The following is a 16,038-nucleotide window of genomic DNA, read 5'->3' on the forward strand; positions in this document are numbered from 1 at the left end:
CTATTATGAACGTGCCGGTCATTGCCCTCTCCGCCTAGAGGGTGTTATGTACTTTTTTGTGTAATTGTTGTAGAATATGTGGATGAATACTGCTCGCAAACCGTATCCGTCTGATATCAGTGACGAAGAGTGGTCTCTGATTGTTCCCTATCTCCTTCTGATGAAAGAGGATGCAGAGCAGCGACATCATGATCTGAGAGAGTTGTTCAACGGCCTGCGGTATGTGATCCGTTACGGTATAGCATGGCGCGCGATGCCGAACGATCTGCCACCGTGGACTGCGGTTTATCAGCAATCCCGGCGCTGGATGGACGCAGGATGTTTCGAGGTTGTCGTCCACGATCTCCGGGCCGTGCTGCGTCTGGCTGCAGGAAAGCAGGCCGAGCCGACAACGGCGATTATCGACAGCCGGACACTGCGCTCAACCCCTGAGAGTGGTTCACGCGCCGGGTATGATGGCGCGAAAAGAAAAAAGGGATCGAAGCTGCACATGGCGGTCGACACCCTAGGGCATCTTCTGGCCCTGCACGTCACCCCGGCAGACAGAGATGATCGGGCAGAAGTCGCTCCGCTCGCGCAAGCCATTCAGCAGGCAACAGACGGTAGCGTTGAACTGGCATGGGCTGATCAGGGCTATACCGGATCAAAACCGGCGAAAGCTGCCAGAGAGCAGGATATCACCCTCGAAATCGTCAGGCTGCCTCAGGCAAAGCGGGGTTTTGTGCTGCTGCCCCGACGATGGATCGTGGAGAGATCGTTCGCATGGGCGACACGGTGCAGAAGGCTCGTAAAAGACTACGAGCGCTGCGCCTCAACCCTCGCCGCAATGCACACCATCGCCTTCGCTGGCTTCATGCTCAGAAATGCCGCTCAACTGCTCGCCCAAAGTGCATAACACCCTCTAGCCGGAAACTACCGTGTCTACACCCAAAGACATTTAAAGTGTCTGGGCTTTATCCGTCGCGCAAGAAAGTTGGGCTTTCCGCTAAATCAGATACGGGTATTACTGGATCTGCAGTACAGACGTGCTGATCTTGCAAGTAATATTATGTTATTTCCAGTAAAAATATGAGAAGAAACAGCCAAGAAATCCATGATCTGCGATCGCTACGGCATGAGCTGAACCATCTACTAGGTTCTGTTGACAAAAGAGATAGCCACAATTTTACGGCTGCGAGGTTAAGAAAGGCGAGGAACGATTTTCTTGTCTTGTCATATCGTGTGGCGATACGTCGGAACTGCTTCAGTTTGTTGAACATCCGCTCGATACGGTTGCGATCCCGATAACGAGGGAAGTCGCAGGGAATATCCTCCGTGCGATTTGAACGCGGCGGGATAACAGGAAGAATGTCTCGAAAAAGCAGGTTCTCCCGTATCCTGTCACTATCATACCCCTTATCGGCCAGAAGTCGGCGCGGTGTCACGACCGGCAGGTCCATCAGGGCATCAGCGCCGAAATAATCAGAAACTTTACCCCCCGTCAGGTCGAAGCCAAGAGGGCGGCCCTGACCGTCAGCGCGGGCGTGGATCCTGCTCGTAAAGCCGCCGCGGCTTCGACCAAAGCCTTCCTTATACGTCCCCCTTTTGCGCCAGCCGCCTAGCTGTGAGCCCGAACGACCGTGCTGTCGATCATGTGCTGCCAGTCATCGGGTCAGACCGAGTTCAACCAGCGTTTTCAGCAGAGCGTCCCAGACACCTTGCTCTGCCCATCGACGGAACTGCACATAGACCGAGTTCCATTTTCCGTAGCGCTCATGCATGTCCCGCCATGGGCAACCGACACGCAGGACATAAAGCATTCCATTGAGAAACAGACGGTTATCCTGTGCCGGTCGTGACCAGCGGCCACGTTCAGGCGGCAGCAGGCCACCAATGATCGCCCATTCCTCGTCCGTCAGGTCGCCACGCATCCACAGGTCTCCGCAAAGACCAACGTTGAATCACATCCAAGCCAGTCTGAGAAGACTTTTTGTCAACAGAACCTAAAGCAGTGCCAGCATGGCAGGATTGGAGAATGCAGGGTCATTGATGATTTTGGCCAGATATAAGGAAAAGGCTGCAGTCGCGTCATCCAGAACGCAAAGCTCGCAAAACGGGTATTCAAGAATACGGACACAAGAAGAAATATTATGACAAGATAGCGCAGAACCTTTGCCTTGTCCGGAACCCCGCCTTGTTCGACAAAGAGGGATGACTAAAGCTTTTATTGCGTTCACCACCCACCTTCGACGTTTCCTTGGCTCTCCCGCAGGCGGGACGTCTGTTCTCCTGTTTGCGTCTCTTGCGGGTCTTATCCTGGCAAATTCACCATGGGCGTTGGGTTATAGAGCCCTGATAACGACCCCCATGACACTTTCCTTTCTGGGCGTGCATGGGCCGGAAAACATGGACGCATGGGTCTCCAACGGGCTTATGACCCTGTTTTTTCTGGTGGTCATTCTCGAAATCAAGAAGGAAACCGTCTCAGGGCATCTCTCGTCACTACGCCGCGTTGCCCTGCCGCTTATCGGGGCACTGGGCGGCATGATCGTGCCCGCCCTGACGTATCTTCTGATAACATGCGGACATCCGGAAGCGACGCGCGGCTGGGCTATTCCTGTTGCAACGGACGCTGCATTCACGTTGCCGATCATTCTTGCTCTTGGAAGGCATGTCTCGCCGGGAGCCAGAGCCTGGTTGATGGCGTTGGCCATTTTCGATGATGTGCTGGGTATCGTGGTAATCGCCCTGTTTTACGGAAGCACTCTGTACTGGCCAGCACTGGTGGCGGTCGGAATTGTCACGGCAGCGTTGATCGGAGCGAACAGGGCCGGGATCAGAACGTTATGGAGTTATGCCACCGGGGGCATTCTCCTATGGATAGCATTTCTGGAATCTGGCCTGCATCCAACTCTTGCTGGGGTGATAACCGGACTCTGCCTGCCAGCGACAGCATCCGGAAAAGGCGTTGGACAAGTTACGCCTCTCGACAGGACAGACTCCGCGCTGGCACCCTTCGTCACATGGGTGGTTCTGCCGCTTTTCGGTTTCATGAATGTGGGTGTGTCATTGACGGGTGTTCACCTGGACATGATGCAGGAGGCTGTTCCGCTCGGGATCATGTTGGGACTGATTGTTGGCAAGCCTGTCGGTGTCTTTGGCGCGACGCTGCTTGCGACCCGATTGAAGATCGCTACGCTTCCGACCGAAACACCAACGGGAATGTTATTTGGCCTTTCTCTGCTGTGCGGCATCGGATTCACGATCAGCCTGTTTATCGCGAACCTGGCATTTGCCGGATCAGACCTTGTAAGCCCGGCCAAGATGGGCATTTTCGCCGGCTCGGTCCTGTCTGCCCTGTTGGGGTGGTGCTGGTTGCGTTTCTTGCCTCAGCATGACCGGCCATCTTCTCAGTAGAAGATGGCCGACAAGAGAGAAATTGTCACCCACAGCCAGCATTCGTCTTTCCCTGTCTGCTTCGCGAGAACAGGGCGGACAGGCTGCTGATGCCCACATTCAAGACATTCCGTCCATCAGCAACGTTTTCGTAAAGCCGACATTAATGCCAGATTTCAGCACGGCGACATTGTAGGAGCTGACTTTACGATCAGGCTGGTGAAGAAATAAACTCGTCACCCGCTGATGTTAAAAAACCAAATGATTGGGACGCAATTTTCAGCCGGTAATAAACGCCAGAATATCGGCATTGATGATGTCAGCATGGGTCGTGTGCATGCCATGCGGATAACCGGCATAGATTTTCAATGTGCTGTTCTGAAGCAGCCTGTCCTGAAGGATTGCCGCATTTTTGTAAGGTACGACCTGATCATCATCGCCCTGCAGCACAAGCACCGGCACGGTGATGGCCTTCAGATCCTCGGTCTGATCCGTTTCGGAGAAGGCCCTGATCCCTTCATAATGGGCTTTTGCACTCCCCATCATGCCCTGACGCCACCAGTTGCGGATCGTCCCTTCTGAAACTTCTGCGCTCGGACGGTTGAAACCGTAAAATGGGCCGCTCGCTACATCCAGAAAGAACTGCGCGCGATTGGCCGCCAGCCCGGCACGCAGCCCGTCCAGCACCTCGATCGGTGCGCCTTCAGGGCTGCGATCCGTCTGAACCATCAAAGGCGGCACGGAACTGATGAGCACGGCTCTGGCGACACGTCCCTGAGGCTGACCATATTTCGCGATATAGCGGGCAACCTGTCCGCCCCCTGTCGAATGCCCGATATGGATGGCGTTTTTCAGGTCGAGATGTTCGACAACAGCCGATGTATCCGCCGCGTAATGGTCCATGTCATGACCGTCGCTCACCTGCGCCGAACGCCCGTGCCCGCGGCGGTCATGCGCAATGACGCGAAATCCCCTGTTCAGGAAGAACAGCATCTGCGTATCCCAGTCATCGGCGCTGAGTGGCCAGCCATGATGGAAGACGATCGGCTGGGCGTTCTTCGGTCCCCAGTCCTTGTAGAAAATCTCTACGCCGTCAGATGTCGTGACGAATGGCATGATACGTCTCCTTGCCGATCAGGAACGGGATACTGTTCACAGTCTAACGTTAAAGGTAACTTCAAGGTCAAGTTGCATTCATGACGGGAGGTACATCATGAAGATTGGAGAACTGGCACGGCAAACCGGTCTTACAGCTTCTAAAATCCGGTTCTATGAACGTATCGGATTGCTGAAAACGGTTGATCGTCGTTCCAACGGATACCGAACCTATCCGCCACAGGCTGTGCTGATTCTGAGGCTTATCACAACGGCGCAGCGAGCTGGGTTTACGCTGGATGAAATCCGTACCCTGCTGCCCGCTGATCTGAAACACTGGAACCATGATGCGCTCATGGACGCACTGACACGCAAGATTGCGGATATCGAGGCGCTGCAGGCACGCCTAGCCCAGAGCAAAGCGCACCTCCTTCGTCTGGTTGAGGACATTCAGGCTCGCCCCGACGACATGGACTGTGCGGCCAATGCCCATCGTGTCCTGACGAATGTACTTATGACACCTTCCGAAAATCTGGATGTCACACCTGACGATGTGCGCCTTCTGGACAGGATGGATCGTCGTCTGTCCGTGAGCAGGGCGCGCAGCAAAAAAGTTGTTTCGCCTTAAAGTCCTCCCAGAAGGGACACGACTGTTCTTGCGGTCGCTCTGGCGGAAGAAGGGTTCTGGCCCGTCACCAGTTTTCCATCCGCCACGACATGGGACATGAACGGTAGAAGGGCTTTTTCATAAAGCGCGCCCCGTGCCTTCATTTCAGCTTCCGCGTTGTAGGGTATCTCCCGCGATACGCCCGCCAGCCTTTCCTCGGTCCATGAAAATCCGGTGATTTTGCGCCCGGAGACCAGAAAGGAACCATTGGCCAACCGGGTGTTCAGAAGCCCGCAATATCCATGACAGACAGCGGAAACAATGCCCCCCTTTTCCCACAATGCGCGTGTGATGGCCTGCAGTCCTTCATTATCGGGAAAGTCCCACATTACACCGTGCCCGCCGGTAAAGTAGATCGCATCATAATCCTGCGGATTGATGTCTGCGGGGCAAGGGGTTGCAGACAGCAGGGCCATTTTTGCCGGATCGGCCAGCCACGCTTTTGCGGAACCGTCGCGCATCGGCCATTTCAACGCACGCGGGTCAAGCGGAACCTTGCCACCCATGGGGCTGACAATGCGCTGTTCATAACCCCTGGCGGCAAACACGTCCCAGGCATGCGTCAGTTCCGACAGCCATAATCCAGTTGGGTGCGCAGGATTGTCGAAATGCGCAATGTTGGTGGCAACGTGAAGTATATGGCGGCTCATGGCTGGCCCCTTTCATGCGGCAGGGTAGTCGAACGGCCGTTCTGTAACGTTCAAGTCCGGTTGAAGGTCAATCTGTCGTTTGACATTAAATCTGACTTCAACGTTAGCGTTGTAAGGGCAAACTTGCTCGGCACCATGGAGGCAGCCCCACATGCAGACAATCTTGGGCGCAAATGGCCAGATCGCCACAGAACTGGCGCGGACATTGCATCAGCATCATACGGGCGATCTGCGGCTCGTGAGCCGCAATCCCCGCAAGGTCAACCAGGACGACACTCTCATGGCTGCGAACCTGCTGGATGCAGGGCAGACGATGCAGGCAGTGAAAGGCAGCCGGATCGTCTATTTCACAGCCGGCCTGCCCCCTGACAGCACGCTCTGGGAAGAGCAGTTTCCCGTCATGCTGAAAAACGCCCTGCAGGCGAGCCGGGCGGCGGGGGCCAGTTTTGCCTATTTCGACAACACGTACATGTATCCGCAGGACAGCGAGATCCAGACGGAGGAAACGCGCTTCGCCCCGGTTGGCCGGAAAGGGCGGGTGCGCGCCGCAATGGCGTCCATGGTAATGGAAGAAATGGCCCGGGGAGACATTCCCGTGCTCATCGCCCGCGCACCGGAATTCTATGGTCCGGGGAAAACGCAGAGTTTTACCAACGCCCTGATCATTGACAGGCTGAAAGCGGGCAGAAGACCGCTGGTCCCTGTCCGTGACGATACGCGCAGGACCCTCATATGGACGCCGGATGCAAGCCGCGGGCTCGCAACGCTGGGCAACGCACCGGATGCTTATGGCCAGACCTGGCATCTGCCGTGCTGTGATGATCGGCCGACCTACAGGACATTCGTTACTATGGCGACCAGGATTTTCGGACGCACGCCTTCCTATTCGGTCATCGGCAGATGGCCATTGATCATCGCAGGCATTTTCTCAAAAAAGGTGCGGGAAATCAGAGAACTGCTGCCCCGCTACGAGCAGGACAATCTCTTCGACTCAACGAAATTCAAACGCCATTTTCCTGCGTTTTCGGTCACGACATATGAGGAGGGTCTGGAGTTCATCATGAAGAAGTGGAGAGGCAGATGAGCCTGAATAATCCCGGCTTCTCCACTTTTTACGGAATCAGCAGGAGCTTTCCGGTCGTCTTGCGGCTTTCCATGTCGGCATGGGCGCGGGCGGCGTCGGCCAGCGGGTAGGTGCCGCCAATGTTGACCTTCAGCCTGCCTTCAGTGATCCAGTTGAAGAGCTGCGCCGAATGGCGCACGGAGCAGATCTATCGTCTTCACAAGGAGTTGGGCATGCAACTGCGCAACATGGTGCCGAGGAGCATCCGGGTCGACGAGGGCTCGGAGTTTATCAGCCGGGATCTGGATTTACGGGCGTATCAGAAGGGCATCGTGCTCAACTTTTCCTGCCTAGACAAAAATGGAGGCTTGGCGTCAGGATTACAACGAAGTCCGCCCACACAGTGCTATCGGCAACAAGCCACCGATATCGCTGCTGAACAGTTCTCCGGCATGCTTGTCGGCTAAGCTTTGACCCCGGAAGTTTCCAGTTCACGCTGGTCCAGATTCGGGAAGAACTTCAATAAAAACAGGACCTCTCCTTTTGACTGGTAACAAAATGGGGGACACGTCATCCCTTTTGCCGACTCAGTCGGAGGATAATCCATTATTCACTTACCCAGAGTGGATCCGCCAACATCACGGTCCGCAGCCATGCACGTGCGTGACAGCCCACGGCTTAATGCAATACTTATGGCATCGCTCTTGAAACCTTCCATGCGCTTCGTCTCGCCGGTCTCTGGATACGAGCATTAAAATGTTCGGATGACCGGATCAAATCCGTTTCAAGTCCACTTCGTATCTCCCGCATATGGCGTCATGCGCGTGAAGATATGGTCAGATGTCCATGAAGACTGTCATTCTGGCCGGACCAGTTCTTATTGAAAATCATTAATATAAACAATCACATGTCCGCGTAATGCATTCGGCGTAACGGGTTGACCAACACAAAGTCGTCAGACGGCCGCATTTAAAGCGTGACTGCGTGCCAGAGCAATCTTGTCTTTGCAAAAAGAAAAACATGCCTTAGAAGCTTTAATCTAAACTATTATGATATAACATCGATTTATGATAATCTGCATCATACGGTATGGAACAGACAATGCCTGTGCACTCATCGCTCGCAGCAAACTCCGCCAAGCATAAGGAGGACACGAAAAAATCAGTCGACAAGATGGCACTGAGGGTCTGGATCCGGATGTTTGCCTGCACCCAGCTGGTTGAAAAGCGCGTACGCAAGCTTTTGCGGAAAAAGTACAATACTACCCTGCCGCGCTTTGATGTTCTTGCCCAGCTAGATTCCAGCAACGGAACGCTCTCGATGGGCGACCTGTCCCAGCGCCTGATGGTCACCACGGGCAACGTGACCGGACTGATAGACCTTATGGAACAGGAAGGGCTGGTTGAACGTCACCCTCATCCCACCGACCGGCGCAGCACGCTGGTGCAGATGACCGCGCTGGGTGAACAGCTCTGTTCAACCGCCATGCCCGCCCATCAGGAATGGATACAGGAAATGCTGAAAGGCATGACCGAGGATGAACTGTCCCAGCTTCACCAGTTGCTGGGCAAAACCAAGGCAGCCATTGCGGCAAGGGAAGAGCAATGGGAACAGAAGCGGACAAGAGCAGAATAATGACGGAACAGATCGCGCAGGCACATAACGAGACACCGGCCAATGAAACGCCGCCAGAGCTGGTACTGCGGGTCATGACCATGCCAGCCGACCTGAACGGGGCGGGCAGCATATTCGGTGGCTGGATCATGGCGCGTCTTGACCAGGCGGCTGGCCTTGCCGGCGGCAGCACCAGTTCGGGAAACGTGACGACGGTCGCGGTCAAGGAACTGCTGTTCCTCCACCCCGTGTATCCGCATCAGGATGTAAAGGTCTATGCCCGGCTACTCAGGACAGGGCGTACGTCCATGCATTTCCATCTGGAAATGTGGGCGGCGGATCTGGGCAAGGCAGAATCTATCCAGTGCGCCACGGCTACATTCGTGGTGGTGGCTGTAGATGCGAAGGGAAATCCTAGGGCCTGTTAGTGTCTTCCCGAAAATGAGTTGAGTGATTTCAGCAGGTTATGATTCATGGGCTTGCGAGAACCTGATGAGATCAGGATGGCCTGGACTGAAATCACCCGCGCGCAGTATCAAAGGGACGATCTGGAATATTCAAACGACCTGCGCGATGCGGAGTAGGCGCTGATTGCGCCGCTGATGCCCGAGAGGAAACGACCGGGGAGACCACGACGTACGGATTTGCGCCGGGTCATGGAGGCGACCCTCCATATCGTCACGACCGGCTGCCAATGGCGGCAGTTGCCCGGCACTTTCCGGCCTTCACAACCTTACAGGGCTATTTCTACCGTTGGATTCGCGAGGGATGATGGGAAGCCATGAACCATATTCTCGTGATCCTGTCGCGTGAGCAGGATGGGCGAGACGCCACGCCTTCGGTGGGCATTATCGACAGCCTGTCGGTTAAAACCGCTGAAAATGGCGGCCCACGCGGTTATGACGCGGGTAAGAAGATCAGGGGCCGCAGGCGGCATATCGCGAGACATGCCGGGTCATGTCGTGGCGGCTGTCGTACATCCCGCCGACATTCAGGATCGTGATGGTGCGCTGGCTGAACTCGGCCGATGAACGATCGAAATCATCAAGCGTAGCGATCGGGCCGAAGGCTTCGTCGTCCTGCCCAAACGCTGGATCGTGGAGCGCAGCTTTGCATGGCCCGGACGCTGCCGTCGCCTCACGAAGGATGTCGAGGCAACAATCTCGTCATCCCATGCGTGGTTGATGATTACCCATATCCGCAGAGTTCTGCGAAAAATCACTCAACTCATTTTCGGTCAGACACTTAGAAAAAACAGACTGCATCATGCCCATCGTAAACAGCTATGCAGTCCGTTCTGTCATTCAGGACCTAACAGGTCCTAGGTAAATTTCAAAATAATACAGACACTTTATATTTATGCATGCCCATTCCTGAACAGGACGGTTTCTACTCTATTCCAAGTCTGTCCAGATTTTTGATGATATGGCGTAGGGTTTTTACAAACGCCTGTAGCTGTTCCTGGTTCAGGCCCTCCATGGCGCGGATGGTCTGACGGGCGACAACAGGCGTCAGCCTGTCAAGCAGCTTACGACCTTCCGGGGTCAAGGTGACAATGGTCACGCGGTTGTCATCAGGGGACAGGAAGGTCGTCACAAGCTGCATCTGCGCCATGCGCTCGATCAGTCGCCCGACCGTATTGCGCTTGATCAACGCATGCTGCGCCAGGCCGGAAATACTGATATTTTCCTGCGCGCGCAGGACAGTCAGTATGCGATAGATACTTTTATTGACGCCGTTTTTTACAAGAACGGCTTCCACATCTTCGTGATACTGAAAATCCGCATGCGCGATCAGATAGAAAGGGGATCCGAACAGGTCGAAGTCATGCGCGGCGGGATCTAGTATGACGTTCTTGTTCACGGGCAGCTCTGTATCGGGTTTATGAAAACAGGCTGAACATAGTCGTTAATGCGGCGCACGTCACGTTCAACCTGTCATGCGGCGAAATGCCGGATCGACGCTTTTAGCTGGCCAGCGTGTTGAAGAAATGCCGCATGCGTTCCAGCGCCATGGTCAGGCGGTCCGCGCTTTCCGCACCGAAGCACACGCGCAGGTGACCTTCACCCGCAGCGCCATAGAAACTGCCAGCTTCCACCACTACGCCTTCGCGTTCCAGCAGGGCATCGGCAATATCCTGCGCCCGGCGTCCGGTGCCTGAAATGTCAGGGAATGCATAGATCGCGCCCTGCGGCAGCGGGCAGGTGACGCCGGGACACTGGTTTAGCGCATGGACCACCTGGTCACGGCGCCTGCGGTCTTCCGCCAGCATGCCGTGCAGCGGGCCTTTATCACCCGTCACGGCGGCAAGGGCGCCATACTGGATAAAGGTGTTCACATGCGTCACCTCGTTGGACGTGACCGTCAGCAGCCCCGCCATCAGGTCCTTCGGGCCGCATGCATAGCCCAGTCGCCATCCGTCCATGGCATAGGCCTTGGTGAAGGCAAAAAGGGTAATCGTACGCTCCGCCATGCCGGGCAGTGAGGCAATGCTGGTATGACTGGCATCATCAAACAGGATCTGCTCGTACACTTCATCGGAAATGACCAGCAGGTCATGGCGGATGGCCAGATCGGCCAATGCCGACAGTTCGTCGCGGCTGTAGACACGGCCGGTCGGATTGCACGGATTAACCAGAATGATCGCCCTGGTACGCGGTGTAATGTGCGGCGCGATCATGTCGGGATTTATGCTGTAGTCATTCGCCCGGTCCAGCGGTGCGCGCACCACCACGCCACCTGCCAGTTCGATCTTGCCGATATGCTGCGGATAGAAGGGTTCCAGCAGGATGACTTCATCCCCCGGATTGATGGTGGCGAACAGGGCGGCAAAGGAAGCCTGCGTCAGGCCGTTGGTAACCAGCACCTGATCGGGGGCAACATCAATTGCGTTCTCCCGCTGCAGCTTGCTCGCCAACGCCGTGCGCAGTTCGGCATTGCCCCGCAGATCGCTGTAGTGAACGTGCCCGGCGCGCAGGGCGTCCACCACCGCTTCCTTGATATGGGCAGGAGTGTCATGAACCGGCTGCCCCAGTTCAAGATGGATCAGATCGCGCGTGCCTGCCATTGCCATCGCCCTGGAAAACATTCCGTAATTTTTGGGCGATGATTCGGTAATACGTTTTGCCAGTCGGCTCATGATCAGGTTCCGTCAGAAAATTCGGAATGCGCGGCACGCTCATCACGTGCCGCGCTGCCAGTTTTGTGAAAATCCGCGCGTCTATGCCGCGGGTCGTTTTATCATCTGCGTGACGCGCGCACGCAGGCGCGCGGCGGTCATGATCAGGCGTGGCACATGGCGCAGCAGCATGAACCCCGGCACGGCCCGGGGGCGGCTGGTCGGCAGGCGTGGCAGGTCCCGCCCGGCAGAGAGAATCCAGTTGGCCGCATCACCACCCGCCAGCGTGTTGATGGCCAGGCCGCGTCCGTTGCACGCCTGAATGGCCAGTAGCCCTTCATCCAGGATCGGCATGCGCGGCACGCAGTCACTGCGCAGCCATGCGGTGCCCGTCCAGGCGAATTCCAGCGGCAGCCGTTCCCAGCCGGGAATGGCCTTTTCCAGCCGGTCGTTAATGCTGTCTTCAATCCGTGCCCAGTCAAAATGCTCGGGCGCGGGTGCTGCCGTAATCAGGTGGCCTTCGGTGTCAAAACGGATGGAAAAGACATCGGTGGCAAGATCCGTCAGGGCGTGGCGCTGGGGCAGGATGACTTTCCGCAGGGCAGGGGAGACGGGCGCGGTGGCCACCTCCAGCACCGGCAGGGGAAGCACCGCATGACGCAGCGCGCGGTGGAGGAACTGGTTGCCGCCATTTGCAGCCAGAATGACATTGCGCGCCACGAATTCCCCACCGGGAAAACTTACCAGCCAGCGCGTAGCCCCATTACCCTTATCCCGCGTGACGGAGGTTACGCGGCAATTATTGAAGACCCGGCCGCCTTCTTCCAGAATGCGCCGGCCCAGTTCATCGGCATAGGCCGAAGGGTTCACGCCGCCGCCACTGCGGTCGAGGACGGCTCCGGCATATCCCTGACATCCGGTCAGTTGTGCTGTCTGTTTCGCATCCAGCAGGGACATGTCCTGCCGCCATGCCTGCCAGTCCGCCACTGTCTGGCGTTCACGCTGGCCATTACCGAAAAACGGCGCGAGAAACCCGTTGGGCATGGCGCCGCAGGCAAGATTCTGTTCCCGGATCAGGGCAAATGTTTCACGCGGGGAGGCGGCGACCGCTTCCAGAAGGCGGCTGCCTTCCGCCTTGCCCAGACGTTTCATGATGGAAGCGGGCGTATTGCGCACAAGCTGGCCGGTAATGATACCGGCACTGGCGCGCGTGGCCAGCCCCAGGGCCGTTCCCGCATTGAGAACAGCCACGTCATGCCCGTTGCGGGCCAGATGGAACGCGGTGGACAGACCGGCAATGCCGCCACCGATCACAACGGTTTCAGCCTGCTGGCGGCCACGTCCGTGCGGAATATCCAGTGTGGCGCTGCCCTGCCACAGCGGCCGCTCTGCTGAGGGGGCCATCAGTTCCGGCTCGTGGCTTCAAAGGTCAGTCTGCAACTGCCATTCCTGCGGATGACACCGCATCCTTCCCGAAGAGCTGCCAGATCTTCCGGCACCACACGGGCGCAGACGGAACCCATGATCCAGCCCATGGGCATGAGCATTCGCCCGCCCGGACCGTAAAAAATGCCGATATCAAAAAAATCGGCGTCCGGCGCGCCCTTCCATGTACCCTTTGGCGCGAATACTGTAGCGATTTCGCCCATATCGGGAAAACTGGTGGCATTTTCCGGCGGCAGGTCGAGTACAGCGCCCTGTGGCAGGCTGTCACCCACGACGGGGCATGAAATTTCCGGCCCCGTCCACATGGCATGGATTGCGCCATGGTCACCGCCCTGCTGCGCGATGCGCCACAGCATTTCGGCGTGACGGGGCGCTTCCTTGTCCAGTAACTGGAACCGTGCGGTCAGTGCTGATTTTTCTTCTTTAACAGTAATGAAACGGGTCATGTCAGGGCATATCCATTAACCAGGGTCAGCATAATATTATAACCAAAATCACATGATGTCGATCGTTTTATGTAGCATCCGGCCGGAAAGGCTGGCAGGATCATGAATGGATGCGGCGTGCGCAAAACAGACGGGGACAGGTAAGTGTCCCGTCTCGCCGTTCGCGAGCTTCAGCCGATTTCTGTCGGGGCCGGGAATACAAATCGGCATCAGACAGGTCATGAAATTATTTTTTGGACGCAACGTTTTCCGCCGGAAGTAACGGGCATGCGCCTGGGAGGGGGATAAAATTCATTGCGATATCGAACAGTAAATGATTGAAGCCGAAATATCTTATGTGCTAACTATTTTTCATATCTGAACGAGGAGCGGGACATCATGGCAGAGCGGTCGTTTGCGCTTGAAGTGCAGGATCTGCGCATTGGTGCCGGAGAAACCTTCCGGGGCGAAGGAATACTCGCCATAACCAAGGCCCTGTTGCAGTCGGGCGTGGGTTATGTGGCAGGCTATCAGGGCGCGCCCATTTCCCACCTGATGGATGTGCTGTCGGACGCGCAGGACCTGCTGGCGGAACTGGACGTACATTTTGAATCAAGTGCCAGCGAGGCAACGGCCGCTGCCACACTGGCCGCTTCCGTCATGTATCCCATCCGTGGTGCGGTGACATGGAAATCCACCGCAGGTACCAATGTGGCATCCGATGCGCTTTCCAACCTGTCTTCGGGCGGGGTGAAGGGGGGAGCCCTCATCATCATTGGTGAGGATTATGGTGAGGGCTCCTCGATCATGCAGGAGCGTTCCTATGCATTCGCCATGAAATCCCAGATGTGGCTTCTCGATCCCCGCCCTTCGCTGCCCTGTATCGTCGATATGGTGGAGAAGGGGTTCGAACTGTCCGAAGCCTCCAGCACGCCGGTCATGCTCCAGGTCCGGATCAGAAGCTGCCACCTGCACGGCACATTCGTAGCCAGGGATAACAGGCGGCCCATAATGACGCTGGATGAAGCGACACGCAGCCCCCGGCGTGATCTTTCGCGCATCGTGCTCCCGCCCGCGGCCTATGTTCAGGAAGCCGAAAAGCTTGAACAGCGCTGGCCAGCCGCCGTGCAGTATATCAGGGAGCACAGGCTTAACGAATTTTTTGACCAGCCGGATGCAGATGTCGGGCTGATCCTGCTGGGTGGCCTGTACAACAATACGCTGCGTGCCCTGATGCGGCTGGGTCTGGCTGATCTGTATGGCAAGACGGACATCCCGCTTTACGTCATGAACGTTGCCTATCCGGTCATTGATGACGAGGTCGTGGAATTCTGTCGCGGCAAGAAAAGCGTTCTGGTCATCGAGGAAGGCCAGCCCGACTATATCGAACAGGCCATCGGCCGGATCCTGCACCGCGCCCGGATTGACTGCACCCTGCACGGCAAGGATATGCTGCCCATGGGGGGCGAATATACCGTGGGCGTGCTGACCGACGGACTGCGCAACCTGTTCGTGGCGGATGCGCCGGATCTGCTTGACAGCACGGCACGGGCCACCAACCAGCCTCCCATCACATGTACTCCGCAGATCGCGGCGCTGAAAGACAGCGTTCCCGCCCGTCCCGCCGGATTTTGTACCGGCTGCCCGGAGCGGCCGATCTTTGCCGCCATGAAACTGGTGGAAAAGGAACTGGGGCCACATCACATCGCGTCGGATATCGGCTGCCATCTTTTTTCCATCCTGCCACCCTTCAATCTTGGCGCCACGACCATGGGCTACGGACTGGCGCCGGCTTCCGCCTCGGCCTTCAGCGGGGACAGCCGTCGCAAGGGGCGCGAGCGCAAACGCACGATTGCCGTAATGGGCGACGGCGGCTTCTGGCATAACGGGCTGACCAGCGGTATCGGGAACGCGGTTTTCAATAAAAACGATGATGTCACCATCATTGTCGATAATTATTATTCCGCCGCCACGGGCGGACAGGATATCCCGTCCTCGCGCTCGACCCCCGCCAGTCGGTCCACCCACCATCCGATCTCCAGGGCGATCAAGGGGGTGGGCGTGAAATGGGTGCGGGAAATCGATCACACCTATGATGTCGGCCGGATGCGCGAAGTGCTGAACGAAGCCCTGACCACGCGCGAAAGCGGGCCGAAGGTGATCGTGGCATCTTCGGAATGCATGCTCAATCGCCAGCGGCGCGAAAAGCCCCTGAAGCGCAAGGCGCTGAAGGACGGCAAGCGGGTGGTCACCCAGCGTTTTGGCGTGGATGAGGACGTCTGCACCGGCGATCATGAATGTATCCGGCTGTCCGGCTGTCCCTCCCTGTCGGTCAAGCCATCGGGGGACCCGCTGAAAGAGGACCCGGTCGCCAGCATTGACCAGAGCTGTGTCGCCTGCGGCAACTGTGGCGAGGTGGCGGATGCCGCCGTTCTGTGCCCCTCCTTCTATCGTGCGGATGCAGTGGTCAATGCAGCGCGGTCGGAGCGGTGGAAACACCGCATCCGTTCGGCACTCATTGCGTCCGTCCAGCGGTGGCGCGAAGCGCGCCGTCCGGTATTCAGCTGACGTCCGGCCATCGCCCC

Annotated in this window: 17 protein-coding genes and 2 pseudogenes; 10 read left to right on the forward strand and 9 right to left on the reverse strand. The window is 56.9% G+C overall.

The annotated features are described in order from the left end of the window. The first annotated feature begins 82 nt into the window (after nt 1-82). Nucleotides 83-895 (forward strand): IS5 family transposase, encoded by an 813-nt coding sequence (locus KSAC_RS02935; RefSeq protein WP_132303502.1) that lies wholly within the window; start codon nt 83-85, stop codon nt 893-895. A 60-nt stretch (nt 896-955) separates the two neighbouring features. Continuing rightward, on the forward strand, nt 956-1,072 hold the full coding sequence (locus KSAC_RS02940) for a hypothetical protein (RefSeq protein WP_243705342.1): 117 nt from the start codon (nt 956-958) through the stop codon (nt 1,070-1,072). Here the strand turns inward: KSAC_RS02940 and KSAC_RS17800 are convergent. Then, nucleotides 1,047-1,643 carry an IS5 family transposase gene (locus KSAC_RS17800; RefSeq protein ID WP_207918792.1) on the reverse strand — a complete coding sequence of 199 codons (597 nt, stop codon included), beginning with the start codon at nt 1,641-1,643 and terminating at the stop codon, nt 1,047-1,049. The genes KSAC_RS02940 and KSAC_RS17800 overlap by 26 nt on opposite strands. Continuing rightward, entirely contained in the window at nt 1,644-1,910 is a 267-nt protein-coding gene (locus tag KSAC_RS17430) for a transposase (RefSeq protein ID WP_207918754.1), read from the reverse strand. 280 nt (nt 1,911-2,190) lie between these two features. Between KSAC_RS17430 and nhaA the strand changes: the two genes are divergently transcribed. Further along, nucleotides 2,191-3,396, forward strand: a complete 1,206-nt coding sequence (gene nhaA / locus KSAC_RS02950) for a Na+/H+ antiporter NhaA (protein WP_132304131.1) — start codon at nt 2,191-2,193, stop codon at nt 3,394-3,396. A gap of 258 nt (nt 3,397-3,654) precedes the next feature. Here nhaA and KSAC_RS02955 read toward each other — a convergent pair whose 3' ends face one another. Further along, nucleotides 3,655-4,491, reverse strand: a complete 837-nt coding sequence (locus tag KSAC_RS02955) for an alpha/beta fold hydrolase (protein ID WP_132304133.1) — start codon at nt 4,489-4,491, stop codon at nt 3,655-3,657. 97 nt (nt 4,492-4,588) lie between these two features. On the opposite strand from KSAC_RS02955, the gene KSAC_RS02960 reads away from it, so the two are divergent. Then, nucleotides 4,589-5,098 (forward strand): MerR family transcriptional regulator, encoded by a 510-nt coding sequence (locus KSAC_RS02960; RefSeq protein ID WP_132304135.1) that lies wholly within the window; start codon nt 4,589-4,591, stop codon nt 5,096-5,098. Here KSAC_RS02960 and KSAC_RS02965 read toward each other — a convergent pair. Further along, nucleotides 5,095-5,787, reverse strand: coding sequence for a type 1 glutamine amidotransferase domain-containing protein (locus KSAC_RS02965; protein WP_132304137.1), 693 nt, complete (start codon nt 5,785-5,787; stop codon nt 5,095-5,097). The two genes, KSAC_RS02960 and KSAC_RS02965, sit on opposite strands and share 4 nt — an antisense overlap. 151 nt (nt 5,788-5,938) lie before the next feature. Between KSAC_RS02965 and KSAC_RS02970 the strand changes: the two genes are divergently transcribed. Beyond that, nucleotides 5,939-6,871 carry an SDR family oxidoreductase gene (locus KSAC_RS02970; protein WP_132304139.1) on the forward strand — a complete coding sequence of 311 codons (933 nt, stop codon included), beginning with the start codon at nt 5,939-5,941 and terminating at the stop codon, nt 6,869-6,871. A gap of 28 nt (nt 6,872-6,899) precedes the next feature. Here the strand turns inward: KSAC_RS02970 and KSAC_RS02975 are convergent, their stop codons facing one another. After that, nucleotides 6,900-7,049: a zinc-binding dehydrogenase gene (locus tag KSAC_RS02975; RefSeq protein ID WP_207918755.1), complete on the reverse strand. Its 150-nt coding sequence runs from the start codon at nt 7,047-7,049 to the stop codon at nt 6,900-6,902. A gap of 55 nt (nt 7,050-7,104) precedes the next feature. Here KSAC_RS02975 and KSAC_RS02980 point away from each other — a divergent pair. The 4 genes and pseudogenes from KSAC_RS02980 to KSAC_RS02995 form a co-directional block, all read left to right on the forward strand. Further along, nucleotides 7,105-7,324 (forward strand): annotated as a pseudogene (locus KSAC_RS02980) (integrase core domain-containing protein); the annotation flags it as partial. 723 nt (nt 7,325-8,047) lie between these two features. Continuing rightward, nucleotides 8,048-8,485 (forward strand): MarR family winged helix-turn-helix transcriptional regulator, encoded by a 438-nt coding sequence (locus KSAC_RS02985; RefSeq protein WP_165927276.1) that lies wholly within the window; start codon nt 8,048-8,050, stop codon nt 8,483-8,485. Then, nucleotides 8,485-8,892: an acyl-CoA thioesterase gene (locus tag KSAC_RS02990; RefSeq protein ID WP_165927277.1), complete on the forward strand. Its 408-nt coding sequence runs from the start codon at nt 8,485-8,487 to the stop codon at nt 8,890-8,892. The genes KSAC_RS02985 and KSAC_RS02990 overlap by 1 nt, the downstream gene beginning before the upstream one ends. Before the next feature lie 75 nt (nt 8,893-8,967). Then, nucleotides 8,968-9,699 (forward strand): annotated as a pseudogene (locus KSAC_RS02995) (IS5 family transposase); the annotation flags it as partial. A 154-nt stretch (nt 9,700-9,853) separates the two neighbouring features. Here KSAC_RS02995 and KSAC_RS03000 read toward each other — a convergent pair. From KSAC_RS03000 to KSAC_RS03015, 4 genes are all read right to left on the reverse strand, one after another. After that, nucleotides 9,854-10,327, reverse strand: coding sequence for a MarR family winged helix-turn-helix transcriptional regulator (locus tag KSAC_RS03000; protein ID WP_162900474.1), 474 nt, complete (start codon nt 10,325-10,327; stop codon nt 9,854-9,856). Nucleotides 10,328-10,430: 103 nt separating this feature from the next. Then, nucleotides 10,431-11,603 carry a pyridoxal phosphate-dependent aminotransferase gene (locus KSAC_RS03005; protein WP_132304143.1) on the reverse strand — a complete coding sequence of 391 codons (1,173 nt, stop codon included), beginning with the start codon at nt 11,601-11,603 and terminating at the stop codon, nt 10,431-10,433. Between the two features lie 81 nt (nt 11,604-11,684). Beyond that, complete coding sequence (locus KSAC_RS03010; protein WP_132304145.1) at nt 11,685-12,986, reverse strand: NAD(P)/FAD-dependent oxidoreductase; 1,302 nt, start codon at nt 12,984-12,986, stop codon at nt 11,685-11,687. Then, nucleotides 12,986-13,474: a DUF3830 family protein gene (locus KSAC_RS03015; RefSeq protein ID WP_132304147.1), complete on the reverse strand. Its 489-nt coding sequence runs from the start codon at nt 13,472-13,474 to the stop codon at nt 12,986-12,988. Before KSAC_RS03015 ends, KSAC_RS03010 begins: the two co-directional genes overlap by 1 nt. 378 nt (nt 13,475-13,852) lie before the next feature. On the opposite strand from KSAC_RS03015, the gene KSAC_RS03020 reads away from it, so the two are divergent. Continuing rightward, nucleotides 13,853-16,021: an indolepyruvate ferredoxin oxidoreductase subunit alpha gene (locus KSAC_RS03020; RefSeq protein WP_132304149.1), complete on the forward strand. Its 2,169-nt coding sequence runs from the start codon at nt 13,853-13,855 to the stop codon at nt 16,019-16,021. Nucleotides 16,022-16,038 lie beyond the last annotated feature (17 nt).

This window comes from Komagataeibacter saccharivorans (assembly GCF_004348195.1).
In the GTDB taxonomy this organism is placed as follows: Bacteria; Pseudomonadota; Alphaproteobacteria; order Acetobacterales; family Acetobacteraceae; genus Komagataeibacter; species Komagataeibacter saccharivorans.

Excerpts from the sequence above, each read along its gene's own strand:
- KSAC_RS03010 (WP_132304145.1), bottom strand. The coding sequence starts at position 12,986 with ATGGCCCCCTCAGCAGAGCGGCCGCTGTGGCAGGGCAGCGCCACACTG.
- KSAC_RS03005 (WP_132304143.1), bottom strand. The coding sequence starts at position 11,603 with ATGAGCCGACTGGCAAAACGTATTACCGAATCATCGCCCAAAAATTAC.
- KSAC_RS02960 (WP_132304135.1), top strand. The coding sequence starts at position 4,589 with ATGAAGATTGGAGAACTGGCACGGCAAACCGGTCTTACAGCTTCTAAA.
- KSAC_RS02935 (WP_132303502.1), top strand. The coding sequence starts at position 83 with ATGAATACTGCTCGCAAACCGTATCCGTCTGATATCAGTGACGAAGAG.
- KSAC_RS03020 (WP_132304149.1), top strand. The coding sequence starts at position 13,853 with ATGGCAGAGCGGTCGTTTGCGCTTGAAGTGCAGGATCTGCGCATTGGT.
- nhaA (WP_132304131.1), top strand. The coding sequence starts at position 2,191 with ATGACTAAAGCTTTTATTGCGTTCACCACCCACCTTCGACGTTTCCTT.
- KSAC_RS03015 (WP_132304147.1), bottom strand. The coding sequence starts at position 13,474 with ATGACCCGTTTCATTACTGTTAAAGAAGAAAAATCAGCACTGACCGCA.
- KSAC_RS02970 (WP_132304139.1), top strand. The coding sequence starts at position 5,939 with ATGCAGACAATCTTGGGCGCAAATGGCCAGATCGCCACAGAACTGGCG.
- KSAC_RS02955 (WP_132304133.1), bottom strand. The coding sequence starts at position 4,491 with ATGCCATTCGTCACGACATCTGACGGCGTAGAGATTTTCTACAAGGAC.
- KSAC_RS02990 (WP_165927277.1), top strand. The coding sequence starts at position 8,485 with ATGACGGAACAGATCGCGCAGGCACATAACGAGACACCGGCCAATGAA.
- KSAC_RS02985 (WP_165927276.1), top strand. The coding sequence starts at position 8,048 with ATGTTTGCCTGCACCCAGCTGGTTGAAAAGCGCGTACGCAAGCTTTTG.
- KSAC_RS17430 (WP_207918754.1), bottom strand. The coding sequence starts at position 1,910 with ATGCGTGGCGACCTGACGGACGAGGAATGGGCGATCATTGGTGGCCTG.
- KSAC_RS02965 (WP_132304137.1), bottom strand. The coding sequence starts at position 5,787 with ATGAGCCGCCATATACTTCACGTTGCCACCAACATTGCGCATTTCGAC.